Consider the following 16,802-nt stretch of genomic DNA (forward strand, 5'->3'; position numbering starts at 1 on the left):
TCTAGCTGGATTGGCTGGTTAAAAGTACAACTTTTGTAATCCAAAAAGATTGCGAACAACAAGTTATCCAAAGTGTCTTTTGTAAGAAATTACTCCTTTTAAAAAGTAATCAACTTTATCGAAGTAGCCTACTTAACTGATCCTTACCTGTCATTTGATGGCTTAATCCGTAATCTAATTTTTTTCGTAGTAGCGTCAGTAATACGAAAATTATGCGCAATCCGGTAACCCATCACCCAGACGATTTCACCTGCTGATAGCATCACCAGACATTGTTCCCGTTCTCGCTGACTCACTTTCAGATCGTTCAGCAGGTTACTTACCAGTTTACTTCCTTTTAGATTCAACGGTCGGAAACGGTCACCTTGCTGCCAGGTCCGGATGGTCAGCGGAAAGCAAACTTTGTCGGCATCCAGCCAGGCCACGTTCGCATCAGCAGTGGGCATAAACTCCTGCTCCTTTTCGGACAACTCACTTTCTAACTGATACATATCGGATAGTCTTAGAGTATCTACTGGCCAGTCGGTCAATATCAATAAAATGGGAGTCGTCGACCGTAACGGTTCCAGTACCAGTGTATTTCGTTCGTGCGTTAACTGATGAGTTCCTGACCGAAACACCTGCCCCGCCGGACTCGATAGTGCCCTGACCATATTAGCGACCTGATCAGTGGTAAAACCAAAGGGCTTTAGCCATTCGCCCAGTCGAAAGGCTGGCTCGGGCAACGAAGTAAGCCGTTCAATGGATACCAGGGTCTGTTGGTCTTTTTGGTAGGTAATTGACTGCCAGGATTGGTCCAGTTCACGCTGCACCAGCGCGTCGGCCGCCCGGAAACGTTCAACAGTACGCGCAAAAGTTGGCCAGAAACCAGCGTTCAGCGCCGTCAGCACGGGCGTAACCTGGTGCCGGATGCGATTACGCGCATACTTATCCTCCGCATTCGATTGATCTTCCCGGTATGGTAATTGCTCTTTCGTTACGTAGTCGACCAGTTGCTGGCGCGTAGCAAACAGCAACGGCCGAATGATACCAGGCTGTTTGGGCAGAATGCCGTGCAGCCCGGCCAGGCCGGTTCCGCGAGTCAGGTTGAGCAGTACAGTTTCCAGAACATCGTTCTGGTGGTGGGCGGTAGCCACAGTGGAATAATTATATTGCTGGCATACGGCTGCAAACCAGTTGTAACGCAGTTCACGGGCGGCCATCTGAATCGAAATACCCCGATTATTCGCTTCAGCCTGCGTATCGAATCGTATAAGATGAAAAGGAACCCCGTACTGTTCCGCTTTGTTTTGTACAAAAACGGCATCAATATCCGATTCATCACCGCGCAGGCCAAAATTGACGTGCGCAACCGCAAATGAGCACTTCGTTCGATAGAATAGTTCAGCCATGGCTACCGAATCCAGTCCACCGCTAACGGCTAATAAGGTTCGTTCACTAAAATTAAGGAGCTGATTGTCGTTAATAAATCCTAAAAAAGCCTGTTCAATCATTTGGTCTTCTTTCAAAGCCGTAGTTTTGTGCCCATGTTTCGTCTGCTTTTTCACGTATTCGTCATTACCATCCTGCTCAGCCCGGCCCTCTTTCCGTCCGAAGCGCTGGCGCAGACGGGTAATCCAACGGATAAAGTCGAACTGCTTCCTCCCGGCGCTGACAGCTTAGTGTTCGAAAATAAGCCTGGACAAGTCATCCGTCGATTGTACAATAACGTCAGATTCCGCCATAAAGGGGTACTCATGTACTGCGATCTTGCTGTACAGAACGTAACAACGAACGTTATTGAGGCCTATGGCAATGTTCGCATTGTACAAGGGGACACTATAAACCTGCGGGGGGATACCATGTACTATTATGGTGCTACCCGGCAGGCCAATATGCGCGGCCACGTGATTATGCGCGACCGGAAAATGACGCTGACCACCGCGCAATTGGACTACGACATGGCTTCCGGCATAGCGCACTACCCGACGCCGGGCCGAATCGTCGACAAAGAAAACGTCCTAACAAGCCGCGAAGGTTTCTACGATACGCGCACCAAGCTATTTACGTTCCGCCAGAACGTTCGGCTGGTCAACCCCAAAGGTACGCTGACGGCGGATTCTCTGCTGTATAATTCCAACTCCCGAATTGCCACGTTTCAGGGGCCAACCCGCATTGTTAACAAAGACGGTATCCTGACCGCTATTGCTGGGCAATACAATACGACAACGGGGGTTTCCAACTTTCAGCGTCGGGCTACCGTCGAGACGCCCAAATACCGTATCACGGGCGATTCGCTGTATTACGACAATGTGGCCGATCTGGGCATTGCCGATGGCAACGTCATTATGGTAGCCAAAGATAAAAAGGCGGTCATCACAGGTGATCACGTTCGTTATAATGGGAAGATAGGCATTTCGCGCGTTGTTGGTCACCCTGTAGCAAAAACGGTGGCCAGCCAGCAGGACACGCTTTACCTGCGCGCTGACACGCTGTTTTCGTACGACAATAAGCTGACCAACACCCGCCGACTGCTGGGTCAGAAAAACGTCTTTGTCTACAAGTCTGATTTACAGAGCAAATGTGACTCACTCATTTACGACACGGCGGACTCGACCATCTATTTTTACAAAAAGCCCATCGTCTGGAGCCAGAACAAATACCAGCTGGAGGCCGATTCAATGCGGGCACTGCTCAAGAACAATCGAATTCACACGATGTTCCTGAAAACCCGATCATTCGTCGTGTCACTCGATACCTTACAGAATTTCAACCAGGTAAAAGGCCGGGTCATTACCGCTTATTTTGGTACGAAGACTACACCCGTTACGGATTCCACAGCAAGTGGTAAGCCGATTTCAGGAAAAAGTCAATCGACCACTGCAACGAACGGGACGGCCAATGGCGTATTGACTACTAACACAGCATCCCCGAAATCGACGACCACCGTTCAACAGGAAACGGCCCTCGAACGGGTCATTGTGGAAGGAAATGGACAGAGCATTTATTACGCACTGGACGATAAAAATAAGATGATTGGTCTGAACCACGTTGAGTGCAGTAAGATGAATCTGGAATTTGCAAATAATAAAGTAGGTCAGATCCGCTTTTACGGACGGCCTGATGCCCAGTTGATTCCGCCCAAAGAGTTCACTGAAGACAGCCAGCAACTGGACGGATTTCGGTGGCGAGACACGGAAAAACCAAATCGGGCACAAGTTTTGTGGCAGGAAATACTACCAGCAGGTAAACCAGCGATAAAAAAACCGGCAAAAAGTAAGGTTCCGATTAAACCTTTGGGCGTCAACCCGGTTCAAATAAATGCTCGTTAGGATTTTTTAACAATTTTTTAAATTTTTCATCGTTGACTTTCTCTTTTGCTGAGCATAGGTTTGTGGTGAATAGATGCGTACCCGAAATAGATTTACATGAAACAACTTATACTTATTGGTGTACTCACGGGTTTGCTCGCGGCAACAATCCCACTTCAGGCGCAGGTGACGCCCCGGGATTCCGACGCAGCGCGTGGTAGCCGACTTGAACTGGGCCGCACAGGCAGCACGTCGAAAAAGACGGTGCCGACGCTGTCATCCCAGCGCTTCTCCATCGTACCTAATCCGGCGACGGTCCACTCTGACCGGCCGGTCAATATTCACAAAAACGCGCCTATCAACGAACACTACCGCTCGCTGATGGTCGCTCGTTCATCGTCAAAAACCGCGCCCCGCACTGCGACGACAGAAAGCAGCTCAGCTACTGCAACGGAATCCCGTTTGGTGAGTAATCAGGAACGGACAGCGGAAGAACGGATGTTTCTCAATGAACACATCAGAGTGTCCAATGCGTATCCAAATCCTGCTGATAACATTGCAGAAGTCGATTATCAGTTGACGGGTCCAGTCAGTGAAGCCAAAATGGTGTTACTGAACCTGCTTGGCTCTCCAGTGGCTGAATACAACATGGAACCCGGCGATCATACACTACGGATGCAGACACGTGACCTGGCTACTGGTTATTACCTGTATCAGCTTACCGTTGATGGCAAGAAGGTCGCCACCAAACGACTGATCGTTCGCCATCAGTAATCCTCTGTTAAATTAGGTTAATCAAGACCGGTTTTCGGCACTATACAGGCTACCTCGTCGTTAGAACGGTGTAGCCTGTACTTTTTTCCGTATCTTTGTATCGTATGCAAAACCGTTTTGTCGTTAATATTCTTCTGGGGCTCTGCTTTGCCGTGCTCGTGAGCGCCTGCGGGTCGTTTAACAAACTGCAGAAGAGTGGAACCGATGCCGAAAAATATAAAGCCGCCACGGAGTATTATCAGAAAAAAGACTGGTACCACGCTGGCCTGCTGTTCGAAGAATTGATTCCGGTTCTGAAAGGAAGTACGGAGTCCGAAATGGCGCAGTTCTACTACGCTTATACGCAGTACAATCAGCAACAGTATCTGCTGAGTGCTACGTTGTTTAAAAAATTCTATGAAACCTTTGCCCGGAGTGATCACGCCCAGGAGGCTATGTATCTCTATGCGAAGTCGCTCTACAAAGACACTCCCCAGTACAACCTGGATCAGTCGAACACACTGACTGCGACTTCGGCTTTGCAGGATTTCCTGAATGCTTACCCAGACAGTGAATACAAGCCTGAAGCAACCCAGTACATCATGGACCTTCGCAAGAAGCTGGAGCGAAAGTCTTACGAGAAAGCGAAGTTGTATTTCAAAACCAGTGGTTTCAACATTGCTTCCTACAAGTCTGCGGTCATTGCCATTAATAACTTCCAGAAGGAATTCCCGGATTCAGAATACAACGAAGAACTGGCTTTTCTGAAAGTCGACGCTGAATTCAGTCTGGCGCAGAATAGCCTGGAGACGAAGCAGAAGGAACGTTATCAGGAAGCTATGAGTTTTCATCAGGAATTCGTGGACAAGTATCCGCAGAGCAGTTATGTGAAGCAGACGGAGAAAATGTACGAAACCAGCCAGAAAGAAATTGAGCGGTTGAACAAACTGGAGCAGGAGCGCGAACAGGAAAAGCAACGCGAGCAGGAGAAACGTAAGGCAACCGATCCAAGCCGCCCGGCTAAAGTTACTACCGCATCAAATTAATCATTTGTCTATCACCCGTGGTCTGCCTGGCAGTCACGTTTACATAGTCTATTACAACATGGCAACGAACCAATCCATCATTACCCGCGACAACGATAAGATTGCCGTTTTCACCGGCAACCTGTACGAGTCAGTATCGATCATCTCGAAACGCGCCCGGCAGATTTCGACGAAGAACAAAGAAGAGCTCAGCAACAAATTGTCGGAGTTCGTTTCGGCGGTTGACAACCTTGAAGAAGTGTTCGAAAACCGGGAACAAATTGAAATTTCGAAATTCTACGAGCGGATGCCGAAACCTACTTCGACGGCTACCGACGAGTTTCTGGAAGGCAAAGTATACTGGCGCTACAACGACGAAGAGCTTTAATCAGCTGCCCGGCCGCTGCCGATACATGACCGCACGGTATTGCTGCCGTGCGGTTTTTTATTGAATCAGGTGTAGTAGGCCATGCATATCATTGTTACGTATGAACTTCACACAACTTCGGGGAAAACGACTGCTACTTGGCGTGACAGGAAGTATTTCCGCGTATAAGTCAGCCCTATTGGTTCGGTTGCTGATTAAAGCTGGCGCTGACGTGCAGGTTGTTATGACGCAGGCTGCCCAGACGTTTATTACGCCCCTCACGCTGGCAACGTTGTCGAAGCGCCCAGTTCTGTCCACGTTTGTTCGCGGAGATGACGGAAGTTGGAATAACCACGTTGACCTGGGGCTGTGGGCTGATGCGCTTATCGTTGCCCCTGCATCGGCTCATACGCTGGCCCGCTGCGCGCAGGGTCTCTGCGATGACCTGTTGTCGGCGGTTTATTTATCGGCGCGTTGCCCGGTCTTCTTCGCCCCTGCTATGGATCTAGATATGTACCAGCATCCGGCGACCGTAGCGAATCTGCACCGACTTATTTCGTTTGGTAATCATATTATCAAAGCTGAACATGGCGAACTGGCCAGTGGTCTGGTTGGTGAAGGACGCCTTGCGGAACCCGAAACGATCTGTCAGGTACTTGATACGTTCTTTGCGCAGCAGCTAGCAACGGGTCCGTTGGTCGGCAAGCACGTATTGATTACGGCCGGCCCGACCCAGGAACCTATCGATCCGGTACGTTACGTCAGCAACCACTCGACGGGTAAGATGGGGTATGCTATCGCTGGCGCTTTCGCCCGTGCTGGTGCCTCGGTGACGCTCGTTAGCGGTCCTACAGCGCTACCCCTCCCCGACTCACGGGTTACCCGGATCGACGTACGAACGGCACGGGAAATGCTGGATGCTTCCCTGACTGCATTTTCACGTGCGGACGTAACGGTGTTGAGTGCAGCCGTGGCCGATTATACACCCGCGCATCCGGCCGATCAGAAGTTGAAAAAGAAAGAATCGGTCTTTGCGCTGGAGATGGCGCGTACCGTCGACATTGCCGCTACGTTGGGGGCCCAAAAGCGACCCGATCAGTGGCTGATGGGGTTTGCGCTGGAAACAAACAATGAACTGGATAACGCCCTTGGCAAGCTCAAATCAAAGAATTTGGATTGGATTGTCCTCAATTCGTTACGCGACGCGGGGGCAGGCTTCGGACACGATACGAATAAGATTACCGTTATTGATAAAGACGAACAAACCCGCGAATTTGCGCTCAAATCGAAGGATGACGTAGCGCAGGATTTGGTTGGTCTGGTTGTGGCCAAGCTGCAGGAAAAGCAGCCGTCACTGCTTCCTCAATGATCAACTCAACTGTCATTCGCAGTCGCTTAGATTAGCTTATTTTTGCGTTACCTCCATTTTATACCGGTATGAATGTAGTCAAATTACTCCTCGCCTTTTTTGTAGTTGGTCTGGTACGGGCCAATGCGCAGGAGTTAAACTGCCAGGTGACAATCAATACGGATCAGTTATTTGCGCAGCAGAAAATTGACGTGTCCTACGTCAATCAACTGAAGGGGCTCATTACCGAGCTAATGAACAACCGGCGCTGGAGCAACGACCAGTTTTCTCCTTCCGAACGCATCAACTGCTCGCTCAACATAAACCTGGTTAAATCGCTGCAACTGGGAGCTTTCGAAGCAACAGCTCAGATCATTGCCACCCGGCCGGTTTATGGTACCAATTACGAGACGACGATTCTCAACTACGTTGATCGCTCATTTAACTTCGTTTACCTGCCTACGACACCGGTCTATTACCGGGAAAATCAGTTTTCCGACGACTTGACATCCATGCTGGCGTTTTACGCCAACGTCATTCTGGCGATGGACTACGATACGTTCAGCAAGCAGGGGGGTGGTATTTTCGTGCAGCAGGCGTTTACGATCATGACGCTGGCTCAGCAGGGGTCGGTCAATGGAGCGTGGCAGACAGGGGGCGACCGCCGGAGCCGGTACTGGCTGATCGAGAATTTGCAGAACCAACAGTTGTTACCCTTTCGCGACGGCCTGTACACCTATCATCGGCTAGGCCTGGACGTATTTGCGACCAATCCCGTTCAGGTTCGGAAACAGACGCTTGACCTGCTGAATACAATTCGCACGATAGGCCTGCAACTACCTAACTCTGTGCTCATTAACTCGTTCTTCGACGCCAAAGGGCAGGAATTATACAACATTCTGTACGAGGGTACACCCACTGAGCGAAAGCGAGCCTTCGATCTGCTCTCCTACCTGGACCCCGCCAAGACGGAACTTTACCGAAAATTAACGCTTTAGACACGGGAATTCAGCTGACTGAAGCTGAACCGGGTAACAGCCTGCATTGTTAGTTAAGTAAGGAGCTTCACTTATGCTATCGCACTTATTAATAAAGAATTACGCGCTGATTGACGAACTCGAACTGGTTCCCGACCGTGAGCTGAATATCATCACGGGGGAGACGGGAGCTGGTAAATCGATTATGCTGGGTGCCATTGGGTTACTCATGGGCAATCGGGCAGACACGCGGGTTTTGTTCAATCCCGAGAAAAAATGCGTGATCGAAGGATCATTCGGGGTGTCGGGTTACCAGATCGAGCGCATTTTTGACGAAGAAGAATTAGATTACACCGATACCTGCATTGTCCGCCGGGAAATCAGCATCAGTGGTAAATCACGGGCGTTCGTGAACGATACTCCCGTTAACCTGGAAACGCTCCGGCGCATTACAAGCCAGTTGATGGATGTTCATTCCCAGCACGATTCCGTCTTGCTGGGCTCGAACGAGTACCAGCTTGAAATTGTAGATACCTACGCGCAGGACGATGATCTGCTCAAAAAATATCGCTCGGATTATCAGTCGTACCGCGGTTATAAATCCGTATACGATCAGTTGGTAGCCGAAGCATCGGCCATGCGTAAAGAGTTCGATTACAACAATTTCTTGTACGAAGAACTCGCTAAAGCTCAGTTGCAGGCCAACGAACAGGAAACCCTGGAGCAGGAGCTAACCATTCTGGAAAACGCCGAGGAGATCAAAGAGCGCCTACAGCTGGCGTACGAATACCTCGATAATACGGAACAATCGGTTATTGATTTTCTGAAGAGTGCCGTTAGTAACCTCGCTTCGGTCAGTAAGATTTCCGACCAGTACGAGCAGTTGCAGCAGCGGGCGCAAAGCAGTCTGATCGAACTTCGCGACCTAGCCGACGAGATCAGTACCGAACAGGAACGGGTTGATATCGACGATACCCGAGCTGAGACCATCCGCGAGCGGTTGAACCTGCTGTATCAACTACAAACCAAACATCAGGTAAAGAACGTGGCCGAGTTGATCAACTTGCGTGATGAACTGGAGCAGAAGGTAAGTAAAGTACTGAATCTGGACGATAATCTGGCAGCAGCGAAAGCCCAGGCTGAAACTGCCCGGACCCAGTTGCAGGTTAGCGCAGATACGCTTTCCTCGGCCCGCCAGGCAGTCCTGACTCCCATCGAAGAGGAAATCAGCAGCCTGTTGCATGACCTTGGGATGCCAAACGCATCACTGGAGATCAAGTCAGAAATCAGCAAGCCAAGCTCTACGGGCATCGACACCATTACGTTCCTGTTTAGCGCGAACAAGGGCGTTAAACCACAGCAACTTAAGAACGTAGCATCGGGGGGAGAATTCTCCCGGTTGATGCTGGCGATAAAATACATCCTGGCCAGCAAACGCTCGCTCCCAACGATTGTCTTCGATGAGATTGACACGGGGGTCTCGGGTGAAATTGCTATCAAGATGGGGAACATGATGCGAGATATGGCGCACAGTCACCAGATCATTGCCATCACGCACCTGCATCAGATTGCCGGGCAGGGAACGGCGCATTACTTCGTGTACAAAGATCACTCGGCGGATAAAACCGTTAGCCGTATCCGCAAGCTGACATTCGACGAGCGAGTAAACGAAATTGCGCAGATGATTGGCGGCAAAACACCAACTCCAAGCGCGGTCAAGAGTGCCCGCGAGATATTGAAACAACGTACATCAGCTTTGGTGAAGTAAGCCTCCACTAAAACTAGCCATTACAAAATTTACCCCCTTCGAATGAGAATACCAGTCTTAATGGCAATGCTGCTGATTATTGGCAATGGCGTCATCAGTTCCTGTCAATCAGACAATGAAACGGTTAGTAATGCCGAAAATGAGGTTTTTGCTATTCATGATGACGTAATGCCCAAGCTGGATGACCTATTTCGGTTACGTAAAGAGTTGAACCAGCGGATTGCTACTCTAGATAGTCTGAAAGCAAGTGGTTCTGCTGCTGCCACAATTCGTACTGACGAGGAGCGAACCCAGGCTGCCCGACTGATGCAGGACCTGACTGTTGCCGACACCCTGATGACGAATTGGATGGCCCGGTACAACAACGATACCCTGGCCAAAATTTCCACCGACGATGCGCTGCGGTATCTGGCCGCGCAGAAAGATCAGATTACCGATGTTAAAACAAAAGTTAATACCAGTATTGAGCAAGCCCAGCAGTTTCTGGAGAAGCAGTAACCTATCAGCCCTGGCCACCGGCCTGATGCTGGCAGCAGTTGCCTGTAGTACCTCGCCTGACAAGTTACCAATCCTTGGCCAGCGGGAAGCCGTCACAAAAACAGTGGATGGAAAAACCGTCACCGACACCGCTTACCAGGCCATTCCTGATTTCGCCTTTGTCAGCCAATACGGTGACACGATAACGCAGAAAGCGCTCAACGACAAAGTGTACGTAGCGGATTTTTTCTTTACCACCTGCCCTACCATCTGTCCAAAAATGAAAGTGCAGCTGAAGCGGGTGTATGAGAAGTTCAAGGGTAACCCGGACGTGATGCTGCTCTCGCACACGATTGATCCGGCCCACGATTCGGTAGCCGTACTGAAAGAGTTTTCCGACAATTTGGGCGTAACAGGCCGGCAGTGGCTGTTCGTTACGGGTGACCGGGACAAGATTTACGATATAGGTCAGAACAGCTACATGGTAACCGCGCAGGAAGACAAGTCGGCTCCCGGTGGGGTTGTTCACAGTGGCGCCTTTATCCTGGTCGACAAGGAGAAACACATCCGTGGCATCTACGACGGAACGACGGAAGCGGGCGTCGACAAACTTATGCAGGATATTGACCGGCTTCTGGCTGAATACAAATCATGAAGCAACGTATCGCCCTACTGGCACTCGGTGGCCTGCTAACCATTCAGATCGGTTGCCAGAGTGAGCAGGAAATCAAACGGCAGAAATACATTACCGAAGGAATTCTGATTTACAAAAACAACTGCGCCAATTGCCATCAGAACAAAGGTGAGGGCCTGGCAGCCCTTTATCCGCCCCTGGCCGGTTCGGATTATCTACAGCACAAAGACAGTGTCATCTGCCTGATCCGGAACGGAATGCAGGGACCAGTCACCGTAAACGGTAAGGTATATAATCGCCCGATGCCTGCTCAGCCGCAACTCAGCGACCTCGAAATCGCGGAGTTAACAACGTATATCTACAACGAATGGGGTAATGAAAACACCCTGACCGACGTCAAGAAAGTAACGGCGGTACTGGAGGCCTGTAAGAAATAAGCTATAACGTAAAATCTCGGCTGCTTAACAGAAAGGGGATCGCTAACCAGCGATCCCCTTTCTGTTAAGCAGCCTCAAGGCGTAGTTGAAATATTGAAAATCCCCGTCGTTTTTCGGATGGAGTACCGAGAAAAGTCCTGGGGGGCATCCAAACCAATTCCCTGCAATCGTTCGCCTGTTTCGGGACTTAGAATAGTAACGGGAAGGTCCGTATATATTTTCTTCGTCACCGGACTCCAGTTCAACAAATCGGTCAGCATTTTTTGCCGATTTTGTAGTTTAGTCACGACCACGTGTCCCATGACCGTGTACAGATCCTTATTCTTATCATATTTCCCCGAATCAGACTGAAGCTTGGTTTCTTCCTTCCCGTTCTGATCGTAAAAGATGATATTAACCTGCTTAGGATATTTCCGATTATCGTTAGCGTACCGAAGTTGTTTAGCGGTCGTTAGCTTTACCTTCATCGTGGCAGCTTCACTGTAAAGCAGGCGCACGTCGTTGATTTCCTCAATGGGACCAGTATACGGATCAACCTTTTTTGTCTCTTTCGGACTTTCGCAACTAACTAGGCCGAAGCACAGCCACGGCAAAAGAAAAGCGGGCAGCAGGTGCCGATGGGATTGACTCATTGATTTCTTCGTGGATACTTACCAGAGAAACGCTCACGGTTGTCAATTGGTTTTTCGACCTTAATCGACAACCTGCTTGCGGAACCAACGATCATTAAGCGAGAAACCTAACGCCATCCGGACGTACTGTTCCCGAATCTGAGTACCTATCAGCGCCCCACGCTGACCACCGACCACCGACAGCGTAATATAGTTTACCCGGAAGGCGCCCACGGGTAGTGAAACACCGGCGCTGCCATTAATGTCATTAATCTGAACACCACCGACCTGATACGGCAACTGGTTGTACTGGAAACCAAGGCGATACGTAACAACATCCCAATAGCGCGTCGAGCTGACCTTTGGCGTATATTCTAATCCGGCAGCAACCGTCATGGCGTCCAGCAGATTACCCGTCTGATTCCGAACCGTTCGGAATTCGCTCCATTTCTGTAAACCGACGTCGACCCCTACCAGTAACGTATTATTTTTTTCGATACTCACCCCAAAGTGCATTTGCTGGGGCAGCGTTGCCCGGCCTGAGGTGTTCAGACGCAGGGTATCGGCAGCGGAGATGGCTTCACCCGTCGAGACGGACTGCTGGTAGATATTCGTTTCGCGGCCGTTGATTTGGGTTTGTGGGTCGTAGGTAGCGCCCAGGTTCAGCGTCCAGTTTTCACTGAGTTTTGGCCGCCAGGCAGCACCCACTTTCCAGACGATATCACTGTAATTTACCCGGTCAAGGCGGTTTACCTGCGTGGAACCCAGGCTGGTTGTAGCATTAGCGCCGGCAATCACCCGCGAGGCCGACGTATTGGTAATGTTTCCGAACGTAAAGGAAGCCTCTCCCCCAACGAAGATATTTTTGGTAAGCCGGAATCCATTAGCGAACGTAGCCTTGTTCAACCCACCCCGTCCCGTATAGCTGTATTCGGCCTGGTAGGTGGTGCCGGGAATAACCCGGTACTGTTGACTCGTATAATCAACGTAGGTGTACGGTTTCAGGCTTAGCGACATATTCCAGCGGGAATTGATCGGAAATGCCAGGGCCAGATATCCCAGGTTGGCACCGAAATCACGTTGATTCTGCGTACTCCCGTTGTAATTCTGGCTGATTGATTTATTCTGTCCCTGCAGGCCTACTTCAAACACCGTCAGGAATGACCGACGGGCCAGCAGCGCGGGATTCTGTAAATTGAGGTGAAACAAGCTGGCATTACTGATGCCAACATTGCCCATGCCCATATTGGTGACATTTCCCTGGTTGTAGAGTTCGCCAATACCCAGTGATGAGTAGGGAGCGTTTCCCAATCCCTGCGCCAGGACAACCGGCGACGTAGCGGCAAGCGCCAGTATGCTATGCGTTAACGTCTGGCGTATCCGCTTGTAAATTCTCAACATTATACTGTAATATTCGATTCAATCCAGTAAGCACCAATTCGGGCATTGCAAATATCGGGGGTTTCAGACGACTTTCAAAGACAGATGCGTCGCCCCCACACAGCACGACAACCAATTCCGGCCGATCGTGGCGATACTGATCAATGAGTCCGTTCATTTCAAGCAGCAGTCCGTTCAGTACACCACTCAACATAGCCTCCCTCGTATTTTTAGCCGTCGGCGATGGCCAGGCCAATAGCTCATTGGCCTTCCAGTCAATCAGCGGCAGTCGCGCGGTCTGCTCGTGCATAGCCCGGAACCGCATCCGTAAGCCCGGTGAGATAAGCCCACCCTGAAATGTCCCCTCCCGGTCAACCAAGTCGGCGGTCAGGCAGGTTCCCAGATCCAGAATCAGGCAATCCCGTCTTGGAAACAGCGCGGCTGCTCCCACCGCAGCCGCTACCCGATCGGCCCCCAGCGTCTGCGGAGTACCATACGCGTTACGTATAGGTAATGGTGTTTGTCCGCTCAACACGAACGTCTTGTAACCAAATTTTGCCAGCCCCTTCCCAATAACCTCCGCCGATTGAGCGGTTGAGGACACGAGTAGGTGCGGGTTAATCGGTTGTATCGCTTGCCGCGCGGTGATGTCTTTTATCAATTCATCGATTGACTCGTATCGGCTTACGTCAGTCAGCTGACCAGCGCGAAACCAGCCAGCTTTTAATCGGGTGTTCCCCCAGTCGATAACCAGATTTATCATAGTTCATTGCCGGTGGCTTCCAGCAAGACCCCTCCCGAATGCGTAACGTTGTAACGCCCACCCGGAAAAGAAACCGTATCACCACTCTGTTTTTTTAAGCTTTTTTAACGCCCCTTGCCAACATTTGCCCACTTTCCGTCAGGCATCCAGACACCTGGTATCGTTACCTGACAACCAATGGGATCTTTTTCGGAAATTTCCCGTTAAATAAGGGCAGCGCTGGAGAATTGAAAAACATTTTCAGTTGGCACTACGTTGTATTGACAAAGGTGGTTCGACCTACTATATTTGCTCCCATCATTTCGATAGTGGCAATCAGGCTTTTCCAACAAAAGCGCAACGGTAGTCTACAGCGAACCGGCCATTTTCTCAAAAATTTTGATAAAACACCCCATCCGGCTCCTCCGGATCTTCGTGTTTGAATCGGGATACTCACCCCAACGTGCATTTTGACCTGTTTTCATTACGTAACTCTTTGAACCTGGAAGTCTAGTTTAGGCTATTGGTAACAGCGTGTCATGCAGCGCCAGCCGAGCCTTGATCTTACCCATCATTCATTATAGCGTAGTCCAGCACCTCTCATTTCTCATTCACCGCCCAGACGGCTCTCTTAAGGTTTACTGCTAACCTGCACTGTATGTACAACATTGAAGAACTGAATACGAAGCTTTTATCCGAGCTTCGGCCGATTGCCGAGAAATTCGGAATCAGCGACCCTACCAAATTCCAGAAAAAAGACCTGATTTATAAGATTCTGAGTCAGCAGGCCGAACAACCGGAGTCGGCAGCTCCAGCCGAAGCGGAATCAGCTGCCGACGCCACCCCAAAACGGGCGCGTCGGAAAACTCCCCCGGCCGCCGTTGAAACGGATAGTACAGCCACCGCTAAACCAGCTCGGAAAGCGACTACGTCCGCGGCAGCTGTCGACGGTCCTGATAGCAATCGCACCCGTCAGCGTGTCCGTCGGGATGCTGATGCTGCCGATCTGCCTGCGCCAACCCCCGAGGATGGAATGACGACCACGGCCGAAACGGAAAGCGTTGAGACAAAACCGGGCACGTTTCCCAGCGACGCTCAAATTGAGACGACACAACAGGCTGAAACGCCACAGGTTACAACTGCCCCATCGGAAGCAGCTACTGAGCCGACCGAAGCGCCAGAACATTCAGTACGCCCCCGGGCGAACAACGGCTTTAGCGGTCGTACGAACGAGCCACGCGAGAATCGTGAAAGCCGCTTTTCCAATACGAACCGGTCGGATCAGAATCGTACCCGGCCATCACGGCCAGACGGCACTTCTGATAACCAGCGGGAGCAACGGGACAATAACAATAACCGGTCCCGTCTTGATAACAACCGGGAAAACAGCTCGAATCGACGCGACGGGCAACGTCCACGTACTCACCGGCAACCCGTTGAAGATACGACTGCTAGCTACCAGGGACCATCAGAAGATGAATTCCTGACACCAACGGTTGTATCCAACGACAACGCAGCCAACATGCAATCGGCTAACGAGGAGGCCACATCGGAGGTCACTACGCCAACCGAATCCCCGACCGAATCGCAGCATCAGCAACCTGCTACGCAACAACAACCACAGTTGCAGCAGATCCCACGGGAAGCCCAGGAATACCAAAACCGCATTCGTCGGCAGTATAATCAGCATATTCGTGAGTTTGATGGCATCATCGACAACGAAGGTGTGCTGGAAATTATGCAGGACGGTGGGTACGGCTTTCTGCGGTCGGCTGACTATAACTACCTCGCCAGCCCCGACGATATTTACGTATCGCCCTCACAGATCAAGTTATTTGGCCTGAAAACCGGTGATACGGTACGGGGCGCCATCCGGCCACCGAAAGAAGGTGAAAAATATTTCGCGCTCCTACGGGTATCGACGGTCAACGGCAAGACGACCGAGGAGATCCGCGACCGGATTCCGTTCGAATACCTGACGCCTTTATTTCCCGACGAGCAACTTCATTTGAGCAACCGTCCGGAAAATTACTCGTCGCGAGTACTGGACCTGTTTGCTCCTATTGGTAAAGGCCAGCGGGGCATGATCGTCGCCCAGCCAAAAACGGGTAAGACGGTATTGCTGAAGGAGATTGCCAACGCGATTACTAAGAACCACCCAGAGGTGTACCTCATCGTTCTCCTGATTGACGAACGTCCGGAGGAGGTGACGGATATGGCCCGCAGCGTCAACGCCGAAGTTATTTCGTCCACGTTTGATGAACAGGCGGATCGCCACGTAAAAGTGTCGAGTATGGTCCTGGAAAAAGCCAAGCGCATGGTTGAGTGTGGACACGACGTAGTGATTCTGCTGGACTCAATTACCCGTCTGGCGCGGGCCTATAATACGGTTGTTCCGTCATCCGGTAAAATTCTGTCGGGTGGTGTGGATGCGAATGCCCTCCACCGGCCGAAACGCTTCTTCGGGGCGGCTCGGAACGTAGAGAACGGTGGTTCGCTGACTATCATTGCTACGGCTCTGATCGACACTGGTTCGAAAATGGACGAAGTTATCTTCGAGGAATTCAAAGGAACTGGTAACATGGAGCTTCAGCTCGACCGGAAACTGGCCAATAAGCGTGTTTACCCTGCCGTCGACGTCATGGCGTCGGGTACGCGCCGGGAAGACCTGTTGCTGGATAAGGAGACGCTGCAACGCGTCTGGATTTTACGCAAGCACATGGCCGACATGAATCCTATGGAAACCATGGATTTCCTGCTCGAACGGATGAAAGGTACCCGCAGCAATGAAGAGTTCCTGATTTCGATGAACCGATAAGCAGTCATCTGCTATCACACGAGAATCGTCCGGTTACGCACTGTAGCCGGACGATTCTCGTTTTTAACGTAACGGTAACCAATGCCTTTCCCTTCCGACCCTGGTCTATGTTTTAATGGATGGCTGTGCCACCTTATCAAAGAGCCGCTGCGAACGCCAAATCTAAGCTTTGGCG

At 50.7% G+C, this 16,802-nt stretch carries 15 protein-coding genes; 11 read left to right on the plus strand and 4 right to left on the minus strand.

Annotated features, from left to right (window positions below):
* Nucleotides 1-143 precede the first annotated feature (143 nt).
* Nucleotides 144-1,508, minus strand: coding sequence for a tRNA lysidine(34) synthetase TilS (gene tilS, locus ACYVAD_RS06165; RefSeq protein ID WP_461138605.1), 1,365 nt, complete (start codon nt 1,506-1,508; stop codon nt 144-146).
* 18 nt (nt 1,509-1,526) lie between these two features.
* Between tilS and ACYVAD_RS06170 the strand changes: the two genes are divergently transcribed.
* The 10 genes from ACYVAD_RS06170 (at nt 1,527) to ACYVAD_RS06215 (ending at nt 11,076) form a co-directional block, all read left to right on the plus strand.
* On the plus strand, nt 1,527-3,311 hold the full coding sequence (locus tag ACYVAD_RS06170) for an OstA-like protein (protein WP_461138606.1): 1,785 nt from the start codon (nt 1,527-1,529) through the stop codon (nt 3,309-3,311).
* A gap of 96 nt (nt 3,312-3,407) precedes the next feature.
* Nucleotides 3,408-4,064 carry a T9SS type A sorting domain-containing protein gene (locus ACYVAD_RS06175; RefSeq protein WP_461138607.1) on the plus strand — a complete coding sequence of 219 codons (657 nt, stop codon included), beginning with the start codon at nt 3,408-3,410 and terminating at the stop codon, nt 4,062-4,064.
* A gap of 104 nt (nt 4,065-4,168) precedes the next feature.
* A complete protein-coding gene (locus ACYVAD_RS06180) occupies nt 4,169-5,089 on the plus strand; it encodes an outer membrane protein assembly factor BamD (RefSeq protein WP_461138608.1) in 921 nt (306 codons plus the stop codon).
* Nucleotides 5,090-5,147: 58 nt separating this feature from the next.
* A complete protein-coding gene (locus ACYVAD_RS06185; protein WP_461138609.1) occupies nt 5,148-5,456 on the plus strand; it encodes a DNA-directed RNA polymerase subunit omega in 309 nt (102 codons plus the stop codon).
* A gap of 100 nt (nt 5,457-5,556) precedes the next feature.
* Entirely contained in the window at nt 5,557-6,804 is a 1,248-nt protein-coding gene (gene coaBC / locus ACYVAD_RS06190) for a bifunctional phosphopantothenoylcysteine decarboxylase/phosphopantothenate--cysteine ligase CoaBC (RefSeq protein ID WP_461138610.1), read from the plus strand.
* A 68-nt stretch (nt 6,805-6,872) separates the two neighbouring features.
* The gene (porD, locus tag ACYVAD_RS06195) at nt 6,873-7,781 is read left to right on the plus strand and encodes a type IX secretion system protein PorD (RefSeq protein ID WP_461138611.1); all 909 of its coding nucleotides are present in this window, start codon (nt 6,873-6,875) and stop codon (nt 7,779-7,781) included.
* 73 nt (nt 7,782-7,854) lie between these two features.
* Complete coding sequence (recN, locus tag ACYVAD_RS06200) at nt 7,855-9,528, plus strand: DNA repair protein RecN (RefSeq protein ID WP_461138612.1); 1,674 nt, start codon at nt 7,855-7,857, stop codon at nt 9,526-9,528.
* A 42-nt stretch (nt 9,529-9,570) separates the two neighbouring features.
* Nucleotides 9,571-10,026 carry a viral A-type inclusion protein gene (locus ACYVAD_RS06205; RefSeq protein WP_461138613.1) on the plus strand — a complete coding sequence of 152 codons (456 nt, stop codon included), beginning with the start codon at nt 9,571-9,573 and terminating at the stop codon, nt 10,024-10,026.
* Between the two features lie 25 nt (nt 10,027-10,051).
* Nucleotides 10,052-10,660: an SCO family protein gene (locus ACYVAD_RS06210; protein WP_461138973.1), complete on the plus strand. Its 609-nt coding sequence runs from the start codon at nt 10,052-10,054 to the stop codon at nt 10,658-10,660.
* A complete protein-coding gene (locus ACYVAD_RS06215; protein ID WP_461138614.1) occupies nt 10,657-11,076 on the plus strand; it encodes a c-type cytochrome in 420 nt (139 codons plus the stop codon). Before ACYVAD_RS06210 ends, ACYVAD_RS06215 begins: the two co-directional genes overlap by 4 nt.
* A gap of 74 nt (nt 11,077-11,150) precedes the next feature.
* Here the strand turns inward: ACYVAD_RS06215 and lptC are convergent, their stop codons facing one another.
* From lptC to ACYVAD_RS06230, 3 genes are read right to left on the minus strand one after another with little or no spacing between them, the layout of a single operon-like run.
* Complete coding sequence (lptC, locus tag ACYVAD_RS06220; protein WP_461138615.1) at nt 11,151-11,708, minus strand: LPS export ABC transporter periplasmic protein LptC; 558 nt, start codon at nt 11,706-11,708, stop codon at nt 11,151-11,153.
* A gap of 60 nt (nt 11,709-11,768) precedes the next feature.
* A complete protein-coding gene (locus ACYVAD_RS06225; RefSeq protein WP_461138616.1) occupies nt 11,769-13,088 on the minus strand; it encodes a hypothetical protein in 1,320 nt (439 codons plus the stop codon).
* Nucleotides 13,045-13,830: a type III pantothenate kinase gene (locus tag ACYVAD_RS06230; protein ID WP_461138617.1), complete on the minus strand. Its 786-nt coding sequence runs from the start codon at nt 13,828-13,830 to the stop codon at nt 13,045-13,047. The genes ACYVAD_RS06225 and ACYVAD_RS06230 overlap by 44 nt, the downstream gene beginning before the upstream one ends.
* 637 nt (nt 13,831-14,467) lie before the next feature.
* Between ACYVAD_RS06230 and rho the strand changes: the two genes are divergently transcribed.
* Nucleotides 14,468-16,627 (plus strand): transcription termination factor Rho, encoded by a 2,160-nt coding sequence (gene rho, locus ACYVAD_RS06235; protein WP_461138618.1) that lies wholly within the window; start codon nt 14,468-14,470, stop codon nt 16,625-16,627.
* The last annotated feature ends 175 nt before the right edge of the window (nt 16,628-16,802 follow it).

The organism is Spirosoma pomorum, assembly GCF_054776615.1.

Bases quoted from the DNA above. Each gene is read 5' to 3' on its own strand.
- ACYVAD_RS06170 (WP_461138606.1), top strand. From the start codon at position 1,527: ATGTTTCGTCTGCTTTTTCACGTATTCGTCATTACCATCCTGCTCAGC.
- ACYVAD_RS06175 (WP_461138607.1), top strand. From the start codon at position 3,408: ATGAAACAACTTATACTTATTGGTGTACTCACGGGTTTGCTCGCGGCA.
- ACYVAD_RS06180 (WP_461138608.1), top strand. From the start codon at position 4,169: ATGCAAAACCGTTTTGTCGTTAATATTCTTCTGGGGCTCTGCTTTGCC.
- ACYVAD_RS06185 (WP_461138609.1), top strand. From the start codon at position 5,148: ATGGCAACGAACCAATCCATCATTACCCGCGACAACGATAAGATTGCC.
- coaBC (WP_461138610.1), top strand. From the start codon at position 5,557: ATGAACTTCACACAACTTCGGGGAAAACGACTGCTACTTGGCGTGACA.
- porD (WP_461138611.1), top strand. From the start codon at position 6,873: ATGAATGTAGTCAAATTACTCCTCGCCTTTTTTGTAGTTGGTCTGGTA.
- recN (WP_461138612.1), top strand. From the start codon at position 7,855: ATGCTATCGCACTTATTAATAAAGAATTACGCGCTGATTGACGAACTC.
- ACYVAD_RS06205 (WP_461138613.1), top strand. From the start codon at position 9,571: ATGAGAATACCAGTCTTAATGGCAATGCTGCTGATTATTGGCAATGGC.
- ACYVAD_RS06210 (WP_461138973.1), top strand. From the start codon at position 10,052: ATGCTGGCAGCAGTTGCCTGTAGTACCTCGCCTGACAAGTTACCAATC.
- ACYVAD_RS06215 (WP_461138614.1), top strand. From the start codon at position 10,657: ATGAAGCAACGTATCGCCCTACTGGCACTCGGTGGCCTGCTAACCATT.
- lptC (WP_461138615.1), bottom strand. From the start codon at position 11,708: ATGAGTCAATCCCATCGGCACCTGCTGCCCGCTTTTCTTTTGCCGTGG.
- ACYVAD_RS06225 (WP_461138616.1), bottom strand. From the start codon at position 13,088: ATGTTGAGAATTTACAAGCGGATACGCCAGACGTTAACGCATAGCATA.
- ACYVAD_RS06230 (WP_461138617.1), bottom strand. From the start codon at position 13,830: ATGATAAATCTGGTTATCGACTGGGGGAACACCCGATTAAAAGCTGGC.
- rho (WP_461138618.1), top strand. From the start codon at position 14,468: ATGTACAACATTGAAGAACTGAATACGAAGCTTTTATCCGAGCTTCGG.